The organism is Mycobacterium sp. NGS27 (assembly GCF_059813005.1).
Genome location: NZ_JCALDT010000001.1, coordinates 638,893 through 658,538 on the forward strand (window position 1 = coordinate 638,893; position 19,646 = coordinate 658,538).

Sequence of the window (19,646 nt, forward strand, 5' to 3'; positions counted from 1 at the left end):
CCGACCTAGCCACCGAACCTTGCGCCGGAGTCGACGCCCCACAGCGCCATGGTGAGCAGCATGTTCACGATGATCACCACGGTGATGCTGGCCCGCATACCGTGGCCCGCGGCGACCCCGACGCCCTCGGGCCCGCCGCTGGCGTAGTACCCGTAGTAGCACTGGATCGTGGACGCGATCCACACGAAGACGACGGCCTTGATCAACGAATAGACGATGTCCTGGCCCGCCAACATCAGCGTGAAGTAGTGCAGGTAGGAACCGGTCGAGCCGCCGCTGCCGATTTCCACCACGATCTGTGTGCTCAGGTATCCGATCGCCAGGCATGCTGCGTACAGCGGGACGATCGCCACCACCGAAGCGATCAGCCGGGTGGTGACCAGGTAGGGGATCGGGCGGATGGCGATCGATTCCATCGCGTCGATCTCCTCGGCGATGCGCATGGATCCCAACTGCGCGGTGAAGCGGCAGCCACCCTGCATGGCGAACGCGAGCGAGGCCATCAGGGGAGCCAGCTCGCGGGTGTTGACCAACGACGAGACGAACCCGGTGGCGGGCCCGAGCCCGAGCAGGTCCAGGAAGTTGTAGCCCTCGATGCCGACGAGGGCGCCAACGGTCATGCCCAGCACGACGGCCACACCGGCGGTGCCCCCGCCGACCACGATCGAGCCGTTGCCCCAGGTGATGTTCGACAGCAGCCGCAGGAATTCGGCGCTGTACTGGCGCAAAGCGAGGGGAACGGCGACCAGCGCCCGGACGAAGAAGACCAGCAGATGGCCGAGCCGGATGATCGGCACCTTGCCCCGGCGGTAGAGCCGGGCGAGCGGCATCGAGATCGGTGCGAAGGGCTGATAAGCGGAGGCCGTCACGTCACAGTCCCGTCCTGGGTGACAACATGATGTAGAGCTGGCTGATGGCGACGTTGACGATCATCAACAACAGGATCGCCTCGACCACAGCGGCATTCACGGAGTTCGCGACACCGGTCGGCCCGCCCTTGGTGGACAGGCCTTTCTGGCTCGACACGATGGCTACGATCGCGCCGAACACGATGGCTTTGATCAGCGCCAAGATCATGTCGCCGGTCGTGGCGAACGACGCGAACGTCGACACGAAGCTGCCCGGCGCCCCGTTCTGGAAGTACACGTTGAACATGTAGCTCGCGAAGAATCCGGCGAAGCACACGACGCCGGTGAGGGCCACCCCGATCATCACCGCCGCGGCGAAGCGGGGGACAACCAAGCGACGGATCACCGAGACGCCCATCACCTCCATTGCGTCGGTCTCTTCGCGCATCGTCCGCGAACCCAGGTCGGCGGTGATCGCCGACCCGACCGCCGACGCCATGAGGACCGCGGCCACCAGCGATGCCCCCTGCCGGATAACCGCGAGCCCGCTGGCCGCCCCGGCCAGCGACGTGGCACCGACCTGGCCGGCCAGCAACGCGAACTGGATCGAGAGTGTGACGCTGATCGGCAGCGACACCAGGATCGTCGGCAACACGGCGGTGCCCGCCATGAACGCGCCCTGCCGGACGAACTCCTGCCACTGAAATCGCCCGGTCAGCAGGTCGTAGAAGAAATATTGAACCGTTCGCACACCGAGAACGAACTGTTCGCCTACCGTCGTCAGCGAGGCGACCGGGTGACGTCTGACGTATCCGACGGACCAGTCCCGGATGGCGGTAACGCCATCGAGTTGTGTCGTCGTCATAGCGGCGCGACCCGCGGTGCGTCTAGCAAACCCATTGCGCAGGCCATCGCGTACCGGCTACCGCCTTCATCGGCGCTCTTCCCCAACCCCTATGCCGTGAGTGCCGAACGGAGGCCGAGGCTCACCGTCGGCGCTATCCTTATTAAAATAATGTCAATAAGCGCCGGAACTCCGCAGCTCATAAGTGTGTGCCGCATCACACTAGCTTACTTGATAGGGACTTTCAATAGTGTAGAGTCACTCACCTCAGTTGGTCGCTGGACGACGCCTTGTTGTTCGACTGTGGAATTGAGGAAGGTGGTGACATGCCCTCAGCAAACGTATCGTTGCGAGACCGGCGCCGCGCTGAGCTGCTTTCCCACATCCAACAGACCGCGCACCAACTGTTCGCCGAGCGCGGATTCGAGGCGGTGACGACCGAGGACATCGCCTCGGCCGCCGGGATCTCGATCAGCACGTATTTCCGGTACGCGCCCACCAAGGAAGGCTTGTTGGTCGATCCGGTTCGGGAGGCGGCCTCTGAGATCGTGGGCGCTTACAGCGCGCGGCCGCCCCACGAGTCTCCGGTTGAAGCGCTGATCCAACTGTTCGTCACGCGGGCGATGGATGTCAGCGGCGTTGACAACCTCGAGACCTGGCGCCTTGCTGTCGCGACGGCGCCCCATTTGTTGACCAAATCCATGTTGGTCAGCGAAACCGATCACGGCACCCTGATCGAGCAGGTCGCTGCGCGGATGAACGTCGATGCGGCGGTCGATATTCGGCCCGCGCTGATGGTCCACACCAGTTTGGCCACCGTGCAATTCGTCCTCGACGGATGGTTGACTTCCGACATCGCCGAGAACCCGCCTTTTCACGAGCAGTTGGAGGAAGCGCTGCGAATCACGCTCGCCGGATTCGACGGACAAAGCAGCTCGAAAGCCGGCCAGGGCTAAACCGCCGTGACTTCGCCAGCCACCGCGTGAAACAATCGCTGGCCGTGAAGACGTTCGAGGATCTGTTCGCCGAACTGGGTGAGCGTGCCCGTAGTCGGCCGGCCGGCAGCGCGACGGTCGCCGCACTTGACGGTGGCGTCCACGGGCTGGGCAAGAAAATCCTCGAGGAGGCCGGTGAAGTGTGGCTGGCCGCCGAACACGAATCCGACGACGCGCTGGCCGGAGAGATCAGCCAGTTGCTCTACTGGACGCAGGTGTTGATGGTCGCCCGCGGCCTGACCCTCGACGACGTGTATCGGAAGCTGTGACCATGTTGCGGGTTGCGGTGCCCAACAAGGGCACGCTGAGCGAACCGGCCAGCGAGATCCTCGCGGAGGCGGGCTACCGGCGCCGCACCGACTCCAAAGACCTCACCGTCATCGATCCGGCCAACCAGGTTGAATTCTTCTTCCTGCGGCCCAAAGACATTGCCATCTATGTGGGTTCGGGGGAACTGGATTTCGGCATCACCGGCCGGGATCTGGTAGGCGATTCCGACGCACCGGTGCGCGAACGCTTGGCGCTGGGGTTTGGATCATCGAGCTTTCGCTACGCCGGACCGGCGGGGCGCGACTGGAAAATCGCCGATCTGGCCGGCAGGCGGATCGCTACCGCGTACCCGAATCTGGTCCGAAAGGACTTGGCGGGCCGTGGTATTGAGGCAACCGTCATCAGGCTCGACGGTGCGGTAGAGATTTCGATACAACTCGGGGTCGCCGACGCGATCGCCGACGTGGTGGGTTCCGGGCGCACGCTGAGCCTGCACAACCTCGTGGCCTTCGGCGACCCGCTCTGCGATTCCGAAGCGGTGCTGATCGAGAGCGAGCAGGCCAGCAAGCAGGGGACGCAGGCTGCGCGCGATCAATTGGTGGCGCGGATCCAGGGCGTGGTGTTCGGTCAGCAATATTTGATGCTCGACTACGACTGTCCCCGCTCGGTGCAGGACAAGGCCACCGCGATCACGCCGGGGCTGGAGTCGCCCACCATCGCACCCCTGGCCGACCCGGACTGGGTCGCCATCCGCGCGCTGGTGCCCCGTCGGGGCATCAACGAGATCATGGACGAGTTGGCCGCCATCGGCGCCAAGGCGATCCTGGCGTCCGACATCAGGTTTTGCAGGTTCTGATTGCGCGCGCGGTGCACAAGCCGCGGTTGTGTTAGCGTCCGCCTCGGGGGACAGCCCGGGTTGGCGTGTGGGCCGTCCCCGCATTCGTCGCCGGTGTTCGTCTCCCAGGAAGGTCTTCCGTGACACACGCACTTCTTGTCTTGCTGGCTTTGCTGATTGGCGTCGTGGCCGGGCTGCGCTCGCTGACCGCGCCCGCCGTCGTCGCCTGGGCCGCCTTCATCGGCTGGGTCGATTTGCACGGCACGTGGGCTGGCTGGATGGCCAGCCTCATCGCGGTGATCATCTTCACCGTTCTCGCCGTGGGCGAACTGATCAACGACAAGCTGCCCAAGACGCCGGCGCGCACCGCGCCGCCGATCTTCGCGGCGCGGATCGTCACGGGCGGACTCGCGGGCGCGGCCCTTGGCGCCTGGCCGCACTGGACATTTACCGCGCTCGGCGCCGGCGTCATCGGTGGGGTGCTGGGCACCCTCGGCGGCTACCACGCGCGCAAACGGCTGGTCGCCGCGACGGGCGGCAGGGACCTGCCGATCGCGCTGCTGGAGGACGCCGTCGCGATCGTGGGCGGGTTCGCCATCCTCGCGGCGACGGGTCACCTGCTGACCGAGTACCTGCTGACGGCGGTTAAGTGACGGAACATTTCGATGCGATCATCGTTGGCGCCGGCCAGGCCGGCCCGCCGTTGGCAGGCCGGCTGACCGCAGCCGGGCAGCGCGTGGCGGTGGTGGAGCGCAAGCTGATCGGCGGCACCTGCGTCAACACCGGGTGCATCCCCACCAAAACGCTGGTCGCCTCCGCGCATGCCGCGCATCTGGCGCGCCGCGGTGCCGATTACGGCGTAGGGACCGGACCGGTCAGCGTCGACATGGCGAAGGTCAAGGCCCGCAAGGACGAGATCATGCTCGGCGACCGCAAGGGCGTCGAGGATTGGCTCGAGGGAATGAACGGCTGCACCGTGTTTCGCGGTCACGCCGTTTTCCAGGATCCGCATACGATGCGGGTCGGTGACGATGTGCTGCGCGCCGACCGCATCTTTCTCAATGTCGGCGGGCGTGCCGTGGTGCCCGACATCCCGGGCTTGTCCGACGTCGACTTCCTGACCAACGTATCGGTTCTCGAACTCGACACGGTGCCAACACATCTCGTCATACTCGGCGGTAGTTACATCGCGCTGGAGTTTGCGCAGATGTACCGGCGGTTCGGGGCCCGGGTGACCGTCGTCGAACGGGGGCCGCGATTGGCGTCGCGCGAGGACGAGGATGTCTCGGCCTCCGTCGCAGACATCCTGCGTGCCGAAGGCATCGATATCATCGTCGGTGCCGACGACGTGCGAATAACCAAGACCGGCAACGGGTTCGAGCTGACTCCTCGCGCGGGTGCCGCCCCCGTCGAAGGAAGCCACCTGCTGCTCGCGGTGGGCCGGCGACCGAACACCGACGACCTGGGCCTGGAAGCCGCCGGCGTGCAGACCGACGCCCGCGGCTTCATCGTGGTCGACGACCGCCTCAAGACGAGCGTCGATCACATCTGGGCGATGGGTGACTGCAATGGGAAGGGCGCGTTCACCCACACCTCCTACAACGACTTCGAGATCGTCGCCGCCAATCTGCTGGACGACGACCCCCGCCTGGTTAGCGACCGCATCACCACCTACGCGCTCTACATCGATCCGCCGCTGGGGCGCGCCGGCATGACCGCCGATCAGGTGCGTTCATCGGGGCGCAAGGCGCTGGTCGGCAAGCGGCCGATGACCAAAGTCGGCCGGGCGGTGGAAAAGGGTGAGACACAAGGCTTCATGAAAGTCGTGGTGGACGCAGACACCCACGAGATTCTGGGGGCCGCGATCCTCGGGGTCGGCGGGGACGAGGCCATCCACGGCATTTTGGACGTGATGTCGGCCAAAACGCCCTACACCACGCTGTCGCGCACGATGCACATCCATCCGACGGTCAGCGAGCTGATTCCCACGATGCTGCAAGACCTCTCGCCGCTCGATTAGGGGCGATCGGGACTGCGGCCTAGCCGGTCGTTTAGGCCGCCGGCTCGCTAGCGTGCGAATTCGTCTGCGCGGCAAGAGATTCCGGCCAACCCGGGTACGGCGGTGGGGTTCCGCCGAACAGCGGGCAGTGCTGCCGATGGGGACACCAGTCGCACAACCGCGACTGGGTGGGACGGAAATCGCCCGTCTGCCCGGCCGATTGGATCGCCCGCCAGATCGCCATCAGCGTCTTCTCGAACCGCAGCAGCTCGTCGTGGTCCGGCGTGTAGTCCAGCACCTGGCCGTCGGCCAGATAGATGAGCCGCAGCCGGGTGGGCTGCACACCTCGCGACCGCAACAGCGCCACCGCATAGAACTTCATTTGGAACATCGCCTTGAACTCGGCCAGGGCGCGTGCTTCCGGCGGCGCCTTGCCGGTCTTGTAGTCGACCACACGAAGCTCGCCGGTGGCGGCGACGTCGATCCGGTCGATGAAGCCACGCAACAGCGTGCCGTCCGCGAGCTCTACCTCCACTCGCTGTTCGCAGCACTCCGGGTTGAAGCGGGTGGGGTCCTCGAGCCGGTAATACCCGGCGAGCAGCGCCTGCGCCTCGGCCAACAGCTGGGTGCGCTGCGCCGGATCCAGCTCGGCGGTCACCCCGGGTGTAGCGGCGACGATCTGCTCCCAAGCCGGCTCCACCAGTGACATCGCGGTGCCGGGGCCACGGTGCTCGGCCGGCAGGCCGTAAAGCTGCTGCAGGGCGGCGTGGACCAGGGACCCGCGCAGCTGCGCGGTCGACGGCGCCTCGGGCAACCGGTCGATGGCCCGGAACCGGTACAGCAGCGGGCACTGCTTGAAGTCGGCCGCACGCGACGGCGACAGGGCCGGGCGGTACACCTGCCCCGCCGGGCGCATCTCCGGCTGGGGCGCCTCCGGCTGGACCATCATGTCGGAAGCCTAGGACCGGGCGCCGACAACCCCCAAGCACCTGCGGCGGCGAGTCGGCTGGCACGCTGGACCGCGTGTCCGTAACCGGCCCGTTCACCGAGGGCGAGCGTGTCCAGCTCACCGACGCCAAGGGTCGGCATTACACGGTGGTGCTCACCGCGGGCGCGGAGTTTCATACGCATCGCGGGTCGATTCCGCACGACGCGCTGATCGGGCTGGAGCAGGGCAGCGTGATCAAGTCCAGCAACAACGCCGTGTACCTGGTGATGCGGCCCCTGCTGATCGACTACGTCATGTCGATGCCGCGCGGACCCCAGGTGATCTACCCCAAGGACGCCGCACAGATCGTGCACGAGGGCGACATCTTCCCGGGCGCGCGGGTGTTGGAGGCCGGCGCCGGCTCCGGCGCGCTGACCTGTTCGCTGCTGCGCGCGGTCGGGCCGGAAGGCCGGGTGACCTCCTATGAACAACGCGCCGATCACGCCGAGCACGCCGAGCGCAACGTGGCGGTGTTTCATGGCGGCTGGGCGCCCGCCAATTGGGAACTGATCATCAGCGACGTCTCCGACTCCGAACTGCCGGACGGCTCCTTCGACCGGGCCGTGCTCGACATGCTCGCGCCGTGGGAGGTGCTGGAGTCGGTCGCCCGCCTGTTGATCCCGGGCGGCGTACTGATTATTTACGTAGCCACCGTCACCCAGCTGTCGCGCGCGGTCGAGGCGCTGCGGGCGCAGCAGTGCTGGACGGAGCCCCGGTCCTGGGAGACGCTGCAACGCGGTTGGAACGTCGTCGGTCTCGCGGTCCGGCCCCAGCATTCGATGCGGGGACACACGGCCTTCCTGATCTTCACGCGACGGCTCGCGCCCGGCGTCGTCGCTCCCGTGCCGTTGGGCCGCAAGCGGGAGGGCCGCGACGGCTAGCGGCGATCGCAAGCGCGGCGTGGCCGGGCGCAGCGGGTCGTCGCCATCGGAGCTAGCGGCGATCGCAAGCGCGGCGTGGCCGGGCGCAGCGGGTCGTCGCCATCGGAGCTAGCGGCGATCGCAAGCGCGGCGTGGCCGGGCGCAGCGGGTCGTCGCCATCGGCTAGGCGAGATCCTCGCTGCGCACCAGGGAGCGTCGCACCGACAGCAGCTCGAACTCGGGATGCGCGGCCACCAATCGTTCGGCCGCGTCCAGGACGTCGACGGCATGGCCTCGGTCGCCGGAGACCGTGGCGACGCCAATGCCCGCTCGCCGGTACAGCTCGTGCGAACCCGTCTCGGCCGCCGAGACGCTGAACTTGCGCTGCAACTCCGCGACGACGGGGCGGATGACCGACCGCTTTTGTTTGAGTGATCGAACGTCGCCGAGCAAGACATCGAACTCGAGCCAGCCGATCCACATGCCGCGGGTCAACCCGGCGGGTTTTGCTGATCGGGCGCGGGCTCCGGAGCGGGGGCCGGCTCGGGAGCCGGTGCCGGCGCGGGGGGCGGAGCGGGTGGCGGCGGCGGAGCGGGTGGCGGTGGCGGTGGTGGTGGTGCCGGCGGGGCCGGTGCCGGCGCGGGCTCGGGTGGTGGCGGCGCGGGGGGCGGGCCGGGGGGAGGCGCGGGCGCGGGAGTGGCCGTAGTCGGAGCCGTCGCCGACTTCCCCAAGGCCAACAGCATTTCGGCGGTGTGCCGCGATAGCTGCCAACCGCCCTGGAACGGAGCGAACTCCATTGGGAAGGTGAAGTTCGGGTTGTTGGCCTGAGCGGTGTGAACGGCGACGGTGGCCTTCACGTTCGACGGATTCTTGTCCGACCACGCGATGTCGTTTGCGTTGAAGGTCATTGGTAGATATCCGTTGTCGCGCAGCGCGCCGGTGAACTTGTCCAGGGTGGCCGCGCTTTCGGGCGTCGCACCTTCCACCAGGTTCACCTTGCTCGCGCCCGGAACGTTCGGGTCGGCGAGCCGGGTGAGCACGTCGGTCAGGGCTTCGGGCGGCGGCAGGGGAGCCGTGACCGGCGCGGCCACCTGGCTCGACGAGGCAGGTGGCAACGACGAGGTGGCCGGCGATTCAGTCTTCGGGTGAGGCGACGAACATGCCGCGATGCCGGCCGCCGCCAGGGCGGTGGCGGCGCTCAGCGCTACGCACAGTTGCCGGTTCATCCACTCGGTCGGCCGGCTAGGCGGCTCTGGCCGCTTCGTGGAGGACGAAGATCGCTAAGGTCGGTCCGATGGGGAAAACTGAAGTCACACCGGCGGCGGGGGCTACGGCGGCGACGCGGGCCGAGCCGGTGGCGAGGCTTTTTCCGGTCACGCGGGCCCTTTCGATCATCACGATTAGTGGCCGAGATTACCAGCGTGACGAAAATCTTAACTTTTCGTGGGTATTTGACTACGTACATGAGTCGGCAATGGCCGGTAGCTTTGAAGTATCCGCCGCGCCATTTCGGTGTGGGAAAGGAGCGCAAGATGGGTAGCTCAGAGCGTTCTGAAGCTTTTGGATCCCCCCACGGATCAGACGGGTCCAGCGGCGACGAGGCCGAGTTGGAGCAGCTACGTCGCGAGGCCGCGATGTTGCGCGAGCAGCTCGAGCAGACGGTCGGCTCGCACGGCGGCGCCCGCTCCGCGCGCGATGTCCATCAGCTGGAAGCGCGCATTGACTCCCTTGCGTCGCGGAACTCGAAGTTGATGGAGACCCTCAAAGAGGCCCGCCAGCAACTGCTGGCGCTGCGTGAGGAAGTCGATCGGTTGGGGCAGCCGCCCAGCGGCTACGGCGTTTTGCTCGCCACCCACGAGGACGACACCGTCGACGTGTTCACGTCTGGTCGCAAGATGCGGCTGACCTGCTCGCCGAACATTGAAGTCCCGTTGCTGCGCAAGGGTCAGACGGTGCGCCTCAACGAGGCGCTGACGGTCGTGGAAGCCGGCACGTTCGAATCCGTCGGCGAGATCTCCACACTGCGTGAGCTCTTGGGCGACGGGCACCGGGCCCTGGTCGTCGGGCATGCCGACGAGGAACGCATCGTGTGGCTCGCCGAGCCGCTGGTTGCCGAGAACCTGCCGGATGGCCACCCCGACGCCCTCAACGACGACACCCGGCCGCGCAAGCTGCGCCCCGGCGACTCGTTGCTGGTCGACACCAAGGCCGGGTATGCCTTCGAGCGCATCCCCAAGGCCGAGGTCGAGGATCTGGTGCTGGAAGAGGTGCCCGATGTCAGCTACCTGGACATCGGTGGACTCACTCGCCAGATCGAGCAGATTCGCGACGCGGTGGAGCTGCCGTTCCTGCACAAGGAGCTGTACCGCGAGTACGCGCTGCGCCCACCCAAAGGTGTGCTGCTCTACGGTCCGCCCGGCTGCGGTAAGACGCTGATCGCCAAGGCCGTTGCCAACTCGCTGGCCAAGAAGATGGCCGAGGTGCGCGGCGACGACGCCCGCGAGGCCAAGTCCTACTTCTTGAACATCAAGGGGCCGGAGCTGCTCAACAAGTTCGTCGGCGAGACCGAACGGCACATCCGGCTGATCTTCCAGCGCGCCCGTGAGAAGGCGTCGGAAGGCACACCGGTGATCGTGTTCTTCGACGAAATGGACTCGATCTTCCGCACCCGTGGCACCGGGGTGTCCTCGGACGTCGAGACGACCGTGGTTCCGCAGCTGCTCAGTGAGATCGACGGCGTGGAGGGGCTCGAGAACGTCATCGTGATCGGCGCCTCCAACCGCGAGGACATGATCGACCCCGCCATCCTGCGGCCGGGACGTCTAGACGTGAAGATCAAGATCGAGCGGCCGGATGCCGAAGCGGCGCAAGACATCTTCTCGAAGTACCTGATCGAGTCGCTGCCGCTGCATGCGGACGACCTCGCCGAGTTCGACGGCGACCGCTCGGCATGCATCAAGGCGATGATCGAAAAGGTCGTCGAGCGGATGTACGCCGAGATCGACGACAACCGGTTCTTGGAGGTCACCTACGCCAACGGTGACAAGGAAGTCATGTACTTCAAAGACTTCAACTCCGGGGCGATGATTCAGAACGTCGTCGACCGCGCGAAGAAGAACGCGATCAAGTCCGTGCTGGAGACCGGGCAGCCCGGTCTGCGTATCCAGCACCTGCTGGATTCGATCGTCGACGAGTTCGCCGAGAACGAGGACCTGCCCAACACCACCAACCCCGACGACTGGGCGCGGATTTCGGGCAAGAAGGGTGAGCGGATCGTTTACATCCGCACCCTGGTCACCGGCAAGAGCTCGAGCGCATCGCGGGCCATCGACACCGAATCCAACCTGGGTCAGTACCTGTAGGTGCCTAGGCGCCCTGGTGCTTTGGTGCCTGAAGGCGCCGTGGTGCTTTGAGGCGCCGCCGCGACACTTAAACCACGCACACGACACGCCGGGTGGCGGCGCAACGGTTTAAGTCTCGTGGCGGCTTGGCGGGCAAGTTGGCCCAAGAGTTGGCCCGAAAGTCAGTTGGCCACCAGCGAATAGCTGTTGGTCAGGTTGTCCTGTAACACGTGGGCGGGGCGCTGCGTCGTATCCACCCGCAGTTCGTCGGTGAGCACGCGCGGTTGGTAGGCCCATCCGGCCGGCAGGTCGAGCCGATCGGCAAGGCCCGGTAGGTCGGCCCGCGACAAGGTGCCATCGGCGACCTGGCTCCAGGTTTGCATGATCCAGTGCTGACCCTGCGGATCGATGAGTTCATACACCTCTTGGCCGGCGTTGAAGACGAATACCGTGCGGCGGTTGACCGTGTTGGGGATGTAGGGCGCGGGGTTCATCGACGACAACAGGACGGTGGCCTGCTGGATCATTTCGATCCCGCCGAAGGATTTGGTGATCTGCGGGCCCTGGGCGGTTTTCTCGATGGCGTTCATCAGCCAATACCGGGGACCGTTGAGCAGGGCCGCGGCCGCCCCGTGTTCGGTGGCGATGGCGTGCGCGTCCAGCGCCGACCACAGCTCCTGGGGACAGTCGTTGAGCGGGAAGCTGTTGTACACCGTCGCTTGCGGACCCGCCTCGCCGGGTGTTACGAGCAGCACCTCGCCGTATCGCTTCCCGAACAGGTCGAGTGCGTGCTTACCGACGGCGCGGCCGGATTCGGGGGCGGGCACAGGGTGAAATTAATCACTGGCATCGGTGCCGTCAACACGGCGGACGGTCACCCGGCGGCGCAGTGACAGCGATGAACGCCAGCAAGTCGTGTCCAGCTTCTCGATCAACGGGTCGCGGAACGTGGACGGTATTCCGCGTGGCCGCGGACGCGCTGGGCCGGCCCGCCCGCGCCCCGCCGCGCGGGCCGCTTCGTCTCGCGGCCTACGCTTAGTCCATGCAACGGATTATCGGGACGGAGGTCGAATACGGCATCTCATCGCCATCGGACCCGACAGCCAATCCGATCCTCACATCGACGCAGGCGGTTCTGGCGTACGCGGCCGCAGCGGGCATTCAGCGCGCCAAGCGCACCCGATGGGACTACGAGGTGGAATCGCCGTTGCGGGATGCCCGCGGCTTCGACCTGAGCCGCTCGGCCGGCCCGCCCCCGGTGGTCGACGCCGACGAGGTCGGCGCCGCCAACATGATCTTGACCAACGGCGCGCGGCTCTACGTCGACCACGCGCACCCCGAATACTCCGCGCCCGAGTGCACCGACCCGCTCGACGCGGTGATCTGGGACAAGGCCGGTGAACGGGTGATGGAGGCCGCCGCGCGCCACGTCGCCAGCGTGCCCGGCGCCGCAAAGTTGCAGCTCTACAAGAACAACGTCGACGGCAAGGGGGCGTCCTACGGCTCGCACGAGAACTACCTGATGTCGCGGCAGACGCCGTTCTCGGCGATCATCGCCGGGCTGACCCCGTTCCTGGTCTCCCGGCAGGTGGTCACCGGCTCCGGCCGGGTCGGGATCGGGCCCTCCGGCGACGAGCCCGGCTTTCAGTTGTCTCAGCGCTCGGACTACATCGAGGTCGAGGTCGGGCTGGAGACCACGCTCAAACGCGGCATCATCAATACGCGCGACGAACCACACGCCGACGCCGACCGGTACCGGCGGCTGCACGTGATCATCGGCGACGCCAACCTGGCCGAGACGTCGACGTATCTGAAGCTGGGCACCACGGCGCTGGTGCTGGACCTGATCGAAGATGGCCCGGCGCACGGGATCGATCTGAGCGACCTGGCGCTGGCGCGGCCGGTGCACGCGGTCCACGCGATCAGCCGCGACCCTTCGCTGCGCGCCGCGGTGGCGCTGGCCGACGGCCGCGAGCTGACCGGGCTTGCGCTGCAACGGGTTTACCTCGATCGGGTGGCCAAGCTGGTCGACAGCCGCGACCCCGACCCGCGCGCGTCCGATGTCGTCGAGACCTGGGCGCACGTGCTCGACCAACTCGAGCGCGACCCGATGGAATGCGCCGAAATACTCGACTGGCCGGCCAAACTGCGCCTGCTCGAAGGATTTCGGCAGCGCGAAAACCTGAGCTGGTCGGCGCCGCGGCTGCATCTGGTGGACCTGCAATATTCCGACGTCCGGCTGGACAAGGGCCTGTACAACCGGCTCGTCGCGCGCGGTTCGATGAAGCGTTTGGTGACCGAGCACCAGGTGCTCGAGGCGGTGGACAAACCTCCGACGGACACCCGGGCGTACTTCCGCGGCGAATGCCTGCGCAGGTTCGGCGCCGACATCGCCGCGGCCAGCTGGGACTCGGTGATTTTCGACCTGGGCGGCGATTCTCTGGTCCGCATCCCGACGCTGGAGCCCCTGCGCGGTAGCAAGGCGCACGTCGGGGCGCTGCTGGACTCCGTGGACAGCGCCGCCGAGCTGGTCGAACAACTCACCAGCTAGATGCCGGTTAACCGCAGGATCGTCGGGGTCGACCGGTAGGCTAGGCAGGACGAACGGGCAGTGTGGCTTGATCGGTGAGTAAGCCATTCAAAGGGCCCACACAACGCAGGAGGCGGCGATGGCTCAGGAGCAGACCAAGCGTGGCGGTGGTGGCGGCGACGAAGACGACATCGCCAGCAGCACGGCCGCGGGCCAAGAGCGCCGGGAGAAGCTAGCCGAGGACACCGACGATCTGCTCGACGAGATCGACGACGTCCTCGAGGAAAACGCCGAGGACTTCGTTCGCGCGTATGTCCAAAAGGGCGGACAGTGACCTGGCCTTTCTCAAATCGCCTGTCCACCAACTCCGCACTTCCGGGCCCCGCACTGCCGGGCAATACCGCGATAGACCTCTCGTCGTTTGCTGACCTGTTGCGACGACACGCGCCGGAATTGCTGCCGGCAAGCCTGTCCGGCTCGCAATCGGATGCCGCCACGGGCCAGTTGCCGCACGGCACCACGATCGTCGCGCTGAAGTACCCCGGCGGCGTGGTGCTGGCCGGCGATCGGCGCTCAACGCAGGGCAACATGATCGCCGGGCGCGATGTCAAGAAGGTGTACATCACCGACGACTACACCGCCACCGGCATCGCCGGTACCGCCGCCATCGCCGTGGAGTTCGCCCGTCTGTACGCGGTGGAACTCGAGCACTACGAGAAACTCGAAGGCGTGCCGCTCACGTTCGCCGGCAAGGTGAACCGGCTGGCGATCATGGTCCGCGGCAATCTGGCGGCCGCGATGCAGGGTCTGATCGCCTTGCCGCTGTTGGTGGGCTACGACATCGATGCGCCCGACCCCGAGGGCGCCGGCCGCATCGTGTCGTTCGATGCCGCCGGTGGCTGGAACCTGGAAGAGGAGGGCTACCAGTCGGTGGGGTCGGGCTCGATCTTCGCCAAGTCGTCGATGAAGAAGTTGTACTCGCAGGTCACCGACGCCGATTCAGCGGTGCGTGTCGCGATCGAGGCGCTCTACGACGCGGCCGATGACGACTCCGCCACCGGCGGACCGGATCTGGTGCGAGGCATTTACCCCACCGCGGTCACCATCGGTGCCGACGGAGCGCTCGAAGTGCCGGAGAGCCGCATCGCCGAATTGGCCCGCGAGGTAATCCAAAGCCGTTCGCGCGCTGACACTTTCGGCCCCGATGGTGGTGAGAAGTGAGCTTCCCGTATTTCATCTCGCCCGAGCAGGCGATGCGCGAACGCAGCGAGCTCGCGCGTAAGGGCATCGCGCGTGGCAAGAGTGTGGTCGCCCTGGTCTACGCCGGTGGTGTGCTCTTCGTCGCGGAGAATCCGTCACGGTCGTTGCAGAAGATCAGCGAACTCTACGATCGAGTCGGCTTCGCGGCTGCCGGTAAGTTCAACGAATTCGACAACCTGCGCCGGGGGGGAATTCAATTCGCCGACACCCGGGGCTACGCCTATGACCGTCGCGACGTCACGGGCCGCCAGCTGGCCAACGTTTATGCCCAGACCCTGGGCACCATCTTCACCGAGCAGGCCAAGCCCTACGAGGTGGAATTGTGTGTTGCCGAGGTCGCGCACTACGGCGAGACCAAACCGCCTGAGCTGTACCGGATCACCTATGACGGATCGATCGCCGACGAGCCCCATTTCGTCGTGATGGGTGGGACCACCGAACCGATCACCACGGCGCTCAAGGAGTCCTACGCCGAGAACGCCGATCTGCGTGAGGCCACGCGCATCGCCGTGAAAGCGCTGCGGGCCGGTAGCGAGGCCTCGAATGGCGACCAGTCCACGCTCGAGGTGGGCAGCCTGGAGGTCGCCATCCTGGATGTCAACCGGCCGCGACGGGCCTTCCGGCGGATCAATCGCGCCACGCTGGAGAATTTGCTGCGCGAGCTCGACTCCAACGGCTCGGGCGGCGACGGTGAGCCGTCCGATTCCAACGGAGCGCCCTCCGACTAAGCCCGGACGGCGGCGCGGCTTTCCCTAAGGGCTTATGGTCCGAAAGGTGCTGGTGAGCCAGCGAGGACGCGCCGCGCCGGGACGGGTCGATCCACCGGTACGGCCGCCCCGCGTGGCCACCCGGCAGGTCGATGAAACAGTTCGTCGAAGCGATCCGCGCGGCATGCTCACCGTCCAGGTCGGACAACCAGTACCCTCGATTACGTGCAGAGGCGAATCATGGGCATCGAGACCGAGTTCGGGGTCACCTGCACATTCCACGGCCATCGTCGGCTCAGCCCGGACGAGGTGGCCCGCTACCTGTTCCGCCGCGTCGTGTCTTGGGGCCGAAGCTCCAACGTCTTCCTGCGCAACGGCGCCCGGCTGTACCTCGACGTCGGAAGCCACCCGGAGTACGCCACCGCCGAATGCGACAGCCTGGTGCAGCTGGTCACCCACGACCGCGCCGGGGAATGGGTGCTGGAAGACCTGTTGGTCGACGCCGAACAGCGCCTGGCCGACGAGGGCATCGGCGGCGACATCTACCTGTTCAAGAACAACACCGACTCGGCGGGCAACTCCTACGGCTGCCACGAGAACTACCTGATCGTGCGCGCCGGCGAGTTCTCCCGGATCTCGGACGTTTTGCTCCCCTTCCTGGTCACCCGCCAGTTGATCTGCGGCGCAGGCAAGGTGCTGCAGACCCCGAAGGCCGCGACGTTCTGCCTTTCCCAACGCGCCGAGCACATTTGGGAGGGCGTCTCCTCGGCCACGACTCGCAGCCGGCCGATCATCAACACCCGCGACGAGCCGCACGCCGACGCCGAGAAGTACCGGCGCCTGCACGTGATCGTCGGTGACTCCAACATGTGCGAGACCACCACCATGCTCAAGGTCGGCACCGCCGCGCTGGTGTTGGAGATGATCGAGGCCGGCGTTCCGTTCCGGGACTTCTCGCTGGACAACCCCATCCGCGCCATTCGCGAGGTCAGCCACGACACCACCGGCCGCCGGCCGGTGCGGCTGGCGGGCGGACGTCAGGCCAGCGCGCTCGACATCCAGCGCGAGTACTACAGCCGCGCCGTCGAGCACCTGCAGACCCGGGAACCCAACGCCCAGATCGAGCAGATCGTCGACCTGTGGGGCCGCCAGCTCGATGCGGTCGAGAGCCAGGACTTCGCCAAAGTCGACACCGAGATCGACTGGGTGATCAAGCGCAAGCTCTTCCAGCGCTACCAGGACCGCTACAGCATGGAGCTGTCCGACCCGAAGATCGCCCAGCTGGACCTGGCCTACCACGACATCAAGCGCGGGCGCGGTGTCTTCGACCTGCTGCAGCGCAAAGGCCTGGCCGCGCGGGTCACCACCGACGAGGACATCGCCGAGGCGGTCGACAACCCGCCGCAGACCACCCGGGCGCGGCTGCGTGGGGAGTTCATCAGCGCGGCCCAGGCCGCGGGCCGCGACTTCACCGTCGACTGGGTGCACCTCAAGCTCAACGACCAGGCTCAGCGCACCGTGTTGTGCAAGGACCCCTTCCGGGCCGTCGACGAGCGGGTCAAACGCCTGATCGCGAGCATGTAGCCGCGCGTCGGCTCGTCTTCTTCGACTCGACGCCCAAGCGCCGGCAGCAACTAGCGCGACGCGGAGGGCCGGTGGAAGCGCCAGGCGAGGTGCATCGAATAATCTGGAGCCGATGGCGACGTCAAAAGTCGAGCGGCTGGTAAATCTGGTCATCGCCCTGCTGTCCACCCGCGGCTACATCTCGGCGGAGAAGATCAGGTCGAGCGTGGCGGGTTATTCGGACAGCCCCAGCGCCGAGGCCTTCTCCCGCATGTTCGAGCGGGACAAGAACGAGCTGCGCGACCTCGGCATCCCGCTCGAGGTCGGCCGCGCGTCGGCCTGGGACCCCACCGAGGGCTACCGGATCAACCGCGACGCCTACTCGCTCGCACCGGTCGACCTGACCGCCGACGAGGCCGCCGCGGTAGCCGTGGCGACACAGCTGTGGGAGTCGCCCGAACTCATCACCGCGACCCAGGGCGCGTTGCTCAAACTGCGCGCGGCCGGGGTCGACGTCGATCCGGACGCTCCGGTCGCCATCGCGTCGCCGGCCGGAGTTCCGGGCCTGCGCGGCTCGGAAGACGTCCTCGGAATCCTGTTGTCCGCCATCGACTCCCGGCAGGCGGTGCAGTTTCCGCACCGGCCGTCGCGAGCCGAGCCGTACGCCATCCGCACCGTCGAGCCCTGGGGCGTGGTCACCGAGAAGGGCCGCTGGTATTTAGTGGGCCACGACCGCGATCGCGACGCCACCCGCACCTTCCGGCTCTCCCGGATCGGTTCGGAGGTCACGCCGATCGGTCCGCCGGGCGCCGTCGCCGTGCCGAAAGACGTTGACCTGCGCAAGATCGTGGCCCAGACCGTCACCGAGGTTTCGGCGACGCCGACCGTCGGGCAGGCGAGAGTATGGGTGGCCGACGGTCGGGCCACGGCACTGCGGCGCGCCGGCAGGCGCGTGGACGCGCGCCAACTCGGGGGTCGCGACGGCGAGGTGATCGAACTCGACATCTCCTTCGCCGACCAGCTGGCACGTGACATCGCCGGGTACGGCGCCGACGCTCTGGTGCTCGAGCCACAGTCGTTGCGCGACGACGTGCTCGCCCGGCTGCGCGCGCATGCCGGCGCGGACGCGGTCACCGCCGGACAACCGCCCGGCCGCGGCGGAGTGTCCGCATGACGCGCGCCAGCGACGATGCAGAGCGCAGGGATGTGGGGGCACCTCCCGCTTGCGGGGGAGAGGAGTGGCGCCAATGACTCCGATCTCCACCCGCCTGATCCGGCTGCTGAACATGGTGCCGTATTTCCAGGCCAATCCCCGGGTGACCCGGGTCAAGGCCGCTGCCGACCTCGGGGTATCGGCCAAGCAGCTGGAAGAAGACCTCAACCAGCTGTGGATGTGCGGTCTGCCCGGTTACTTTCCGGGCGACCTCATCGATTTCGAGTTCTCCGGGGACACCATCGAGGTGACGTTCTCCGCGGGGATCGACCGCCCGCTCAAGCTCACCTCGCCCGAGGCCACCGGCCTGCTGGTGGCGTTGCGGGCGCTGGCCGACATCCCCGGAGTCGTCGACCCGGAAGCCGCGCGCAGCGCCATCGCCAAGATCGAGGATGCCGCGGGGGCCGTCGGGCAGGACGCCTCAACGGCGGCGTCGGCCGTCGACGAGCCCGCACCGGTGGAGAACCGGGCCGCCGCCGCGGTGCGCGCGGCCGTCCAGTCCAGGCACGCGCTGGCCATCGACTACTACTCCGCCTCGCACGACACCCTGACCAGCCGGGTCGTCGACCCCATCCGGGTCCTGCTGATCGGCGGCCACAGCTACCTGGAGGGCTGGTCGCGCGAGGCCGAGGGCGTGCGGTTGTTCCGCTTCGACCGGATCGTGGACGCCACCGAGCTCGACGAGCCGGCCGCCCCGCCGGAGCCGGCGCTGCATGCGCCGCCGGACACGTCGCTGTTCGACGGCGATCCGTCGCTGCCGTCGGCCAGGCTGCGGGTGGCGCCCGCGGCGTCCTGGATGTTCGAGTACTACCCGATGCGCGACGTGCGCGAATTGCCCGACGGATCCTGCGAGGCGGTGATGACGTACGCCTCCGAAGATTGGATGACGCGCCTGGTGCTGGGCTTCGGGCACGATGTTCAGGTGCTACAACCTGCGTCCCTGGCGCAGCGGATACGGGATGCCGCGACGGCCGCCGTGACGGCGTATGAAGCCCTGAGCTGATAAAAGTCCAGGCGAAATGGGGCGTGGGGCGGCGCGCGCCCGGCACTGCACGGCGCCACTGCGGTAGCATCGGGGGAACGTCTGGAGGTAATCAAAGTGGGCAGTCTTAGTCCGTGGCACTGGGCGATCCTCGCGGTCGTGGTGATCTTGCTGTTCGGTGCCAAGAAGCTCCCCGATGCGGCGCGTTCGTTGGGCAAGTCGATGCGGATCTTCAAGTCCGAGATCCGCGAAATGCAGACGGAGAACAAAGCGGAAACGTCGGCCCTGGGAACGAACACCGCAAGCCAAAGCGAGGCCTCCGCGGCGAACCCCACGCCCGTGCAGTCGCAGCGGGTCGACGCGCCGGCGCCCAGCGAGCAGGGGCACAGCGAAGCACGTCCGGCGTAGCCG

The 19,646-nt window shown here is 67.0% G+C and carries 20 protein-coding genes and 1 pseudogene; 15 read left to right on the plus strand and 6 right to left on the minus strand.

Annotated features, from left to right (window positions below; translation table 11 throughout):
- Nucleotides 1-5 precede the first annotated feature (5 nt).
- Together AC5Y30_RS02720 and AC5Y30_RS02725 are read right to left on the minus strand one after the other, a co-directional pair.
- Nucleotides 6-869 carry an ABC transporter permease gene (locus AC5Y30_RS02720; RefSeq protein ID WP_499916071.1) on the minus strand — a complete coding sequence of 288 codons (864 nt, stop codon included), beginning with the start codon at nucleotides 867-869 and terminating at the stop codon, nucleotides 6-8.
- 1 nt (nucleotide 870) lies between these two features.
- A complete protein-coding gene (locus AC5Y30_RS02725) occupies nucleotides 871-1,713 on the minus strand; it encodes an MlaE family ABC transporter permease (RefSeq protein ID WP_499916073.1) in 843 nt (280 codons plus the stop codon).
- A gap of 305 nt (nucleotides 1,714-2,018) precedes the next feature.
- Between AC5Y30_RS02725 and AC5Y30_RS02730 the strand changes: the two genes are divergently transcribed.
- The 5 genes from AC5Y30_RS02730 to AC5Y30_RS02750 all read left to right on the plus strand — a co-directional run bounded on the left by AC5Y30_RS02730 (nucleotide 2,019) and on the right by AC5Y30_RS02750 (nucleotide 5,812).
- Entirely contained in the window at nucleotides 2,019-2,648 is a 630-nt protein-coding gene (locus tag AC5Y30_RS02730; protein WP_499916075.1) for a TetR family transcriptional regulator, read from the plus strand.
- A 26-nt stretch (nucleotides 2,649-2,674) separates the two neighbouring features.
- On the plus strand, nucleotides 2,675-2,956 hold the full coding sequence (locus tag AC5Y30_RS02735) for a phosphoribosyl-ATP diphosphatase (RefSeq protein ID WP_499916077.1): 282 nt from the start codon (nucleotides 2,675-2,677) through the stop codon (nucleotides 2,954-2,956).
- Between the two features lie 2 nt (nucleotides 2,957-2,958).
- The gene (gene hisG / locus AC5Y30_RS02740; protein ID WP_499916079.1) at nucleotides 2,959-3,813 is read left to right on the plus strand and encodes an ATP phosphoribosyltransferase; all 855 of its coding nucleotides are present in this window, start codon (nucleotides 2,959-2,961) and stop codon (nucleotides 3,811-3,813) included.
- 119 nt (nucleotides 3,814-3,932) lie between these two features.
- Entirely contained in the window at nucleotides 3,933-4,445 is a 513-nt protein-coding gene (locus AC5Y30_RS02745) for a DUF4126 domain-containing protein (RefSeq protein WP_499916081.1), read from the plus strand.
- Nucleotides 4,442-5,812: an FAD-containing oxidoreductase gene (locus AC5Y30_RS02750; protein ID WP_499916083.1), complete on the plus strand. Its 1,371-nt coding sequence runs from the start codon at nucleotides 4,442-4,444 to the stop codon at nucleotides 5,810-5,812. The genes AC5Y30_RS02745 and AC5Y30_RS02750 overlap by 4 nt, the downstream gene beginning before the upstream one ends.
- A gap of 31 nt (nucleotides 5,813-5,843) precedes the next feature.
- Here AC5Y30_RS02750 and AC5Y30_RS02755 read toward each other — a convergent pair whose 3' ends face one another.
- Nucleotides 5,844-6,740 (minus strand): RecB family exonuclease, encoded by an 897-nt coding sequence (locus tag AC5Y30_RS02755; RefSeq protein ID WP_499916085.1) that lies wholly within the window; start codon nucleotides 6,738-6,740, stop codon nucleotides 5,844-5,846.
- Nucleotides 6,741-6,814: 74 nt separating this feature from the next.
- On the opposite strand from AC5Y30_RS02755, the gene trmI reads away from it, so the two are divergent.
- Nucleotides 6,815-7,660 (plus strand): tRNA (adenine(58)-N(1))-methyltransferase TrmI, encoded by an 846-nt coding sequence (gene trmI, locus AC5Y30_RS02760; protein WP_499916086.1) that lies wholly within the window; start codon nucleotides 6,815-6,817, stop codon nucleotides 7,658-7,660.
- 162 nt (nucleotides 7,661-7,822) lie between these two features.
- Here the strand turns inward: trmI and AC5Y30_RS02765 are convergent, their stop codons facing one another.
- Together AC5Y30_RS02765 and lppK are read right to left on the minus strand one after the other, a co-directional pair.
- Entirely contained in the window at nucleotides 7,823-8,122 is a 300-nt protein-coding gene (locus AC5Y30_RS02765; RefSeq protein WP_007770839.1) for a DUF503 domain-containing protein, read from the minus strand.
- A gap of 137 nt (nucleotides 8,123-8,259) precedes the next feature.
- A pseudogene (gene lppK, locus AC5Y30_RS02770) lies at nucleotides 8,260-8,865 on the minus strand (lipoprotein LppK); the annotation flags it as partial.
- Between the two features lie 306 nt (nucleotides 8,866-9,171).
- Between lppK and arc the strand changes: the two are divergent.
- Entirely contained in the window at nucleotides 9,172-11,001 is a 1,830-nt protein-coding gene (gene arc / locus AC5Y30_RS02775) for a proteasome ATPase (protein ID WP_499916089.1), read from the plus strand.
- Nucleotides 11,002-11,162: 161 nt separating this feature from the next.
- Here arc and AC5Y30_RS02780 read toward each other — a convergent pair whose 3' ends face one another.
- Nucleotides 11,163-11,807, minus strand: a complete 645-nt coding sequence (locus AC5Y30_RS02780; RefSeq protein ID WP_499916091.1) for a hypothetical protein — start codon at nucleotides 11,805-11,807, stop codon at nucleotides 11,163-11,165.
- Nucleotides 11,808-12,022: 215 nt separating this feature from the next.
- On the opposite strand from AC5Y30_RS02780, the gene dop reads away from it, so the two are divergent.
- The 8 genes from dop to tatA all read left to right on the plus strand — a co-directional run bounded on the left by dop (nucleotide 12,023) and on the right by tatA (nucleotide 19,643).
- Nucleotides 12,023-13,531 carry a pup deamidase/depupylase gene (gene dop, locus AC5Y30_RS02785; protein ID WP_499916093.1) on the plus strand — a complete coding sequence of 503 codons (1,509 nt, stop codon included), beginning with the start codon at nucleotides 12,023-12,025 and terminating at the stop codon, nucleotides 13,529-13,531.
- 118 nt (nucleotides 13,532-13,649) lie between these two features.
- Entirely contained in the window at nucleotides 13,650-13,844 is a 195-nt protein-coding gene (locus tag AC5Y30_RS02790) for a ubiquitin-like protein Pup (RefSeq protein WP_067352126.1), read from the plus strand.
- A complete protein-coding gene (prcB, locus tag AC5Y30_RS02795; RefSeq protein WP_499916094.1) occupies nucleotides 13,841-14,731 on the plus strand; it encodes a proteasome subunit beta in 891 nt (296 codons plus the stop codon). The genes AC5Y30_RS02790 and prcB overlap by 4 nt, the downstream gene beginning before the upstream one ends.
- Nucleotides 14,728-15,498 (plus strand): proteasome subunit alpha, encoded by a 771-nt coding sequence (gene prcA, locus AC5Y30_RS02800; RefSeq protein WP_499916096.1) that lies wholly within the window; start codon nucleotides 14,728-14,730, stop codon nucleotides 15,496-15,498. The genes prcB and prcA overlap by 4 nt, the downstream gene beginning before the upstream one ends.
- 204 nt (nucleotides 15,499-15,702) lie before the next feature.
- Nucleotides 15,703-17,061 (plus strand): Pup--protein ligase, encoded by a 1,359-nt coding sequence (gene pafA / locus AC5Y30_RS02805; RefSeq protein WP_156656176.1) that lies wholly within the window; start codon nucleotides 15,703-15,705, stop codon nucleotides 17,059-17,061.
- Nucleotides 17,062-17,173: 112 nt separating this feature from the next.
- Nucleotides 17,174-18,214: a helix-turn-helix transcriptional regulator gene (locus AC5Y30_RS02810; protein WP_499916098.1), complete on the plus strand. Its 1,041-nt coding sequence runs from the start codon at nucleotides 17,174-17,176 to the stop codon at nucleotides 18,212-18,214.
- Nucleotides 18,215-18,287: 73 nt separating this feature from the next.
- A complete protein-coding gene (locus tag AC5Y30_RS02815; RefSeq protein WP_499916100.1) occupies nucleotides 18,288-19,256 on the plus strand; it encodes a helix-turn-helix transcriptional regulator in 969 nt (322 codons plus the stop codon).
- Between the two features lie 96 nt (nucleotides 19,257-19,352).
- Nucleotides 19,353-19,643, plus strand: a complete 291-nt coding sequence (tatA, locus tag AC5Y30_RS02820; RefSeq protein ID WP_499916102.1) for a Sec-independent protein translocase subunit TatA — start codon at nucleotides 19,353-19,355, stop codon at nucleotides 19,641-19,643.
- Nucleotides 19,644-19,646 lie beyond the last annotated feature (3 nt).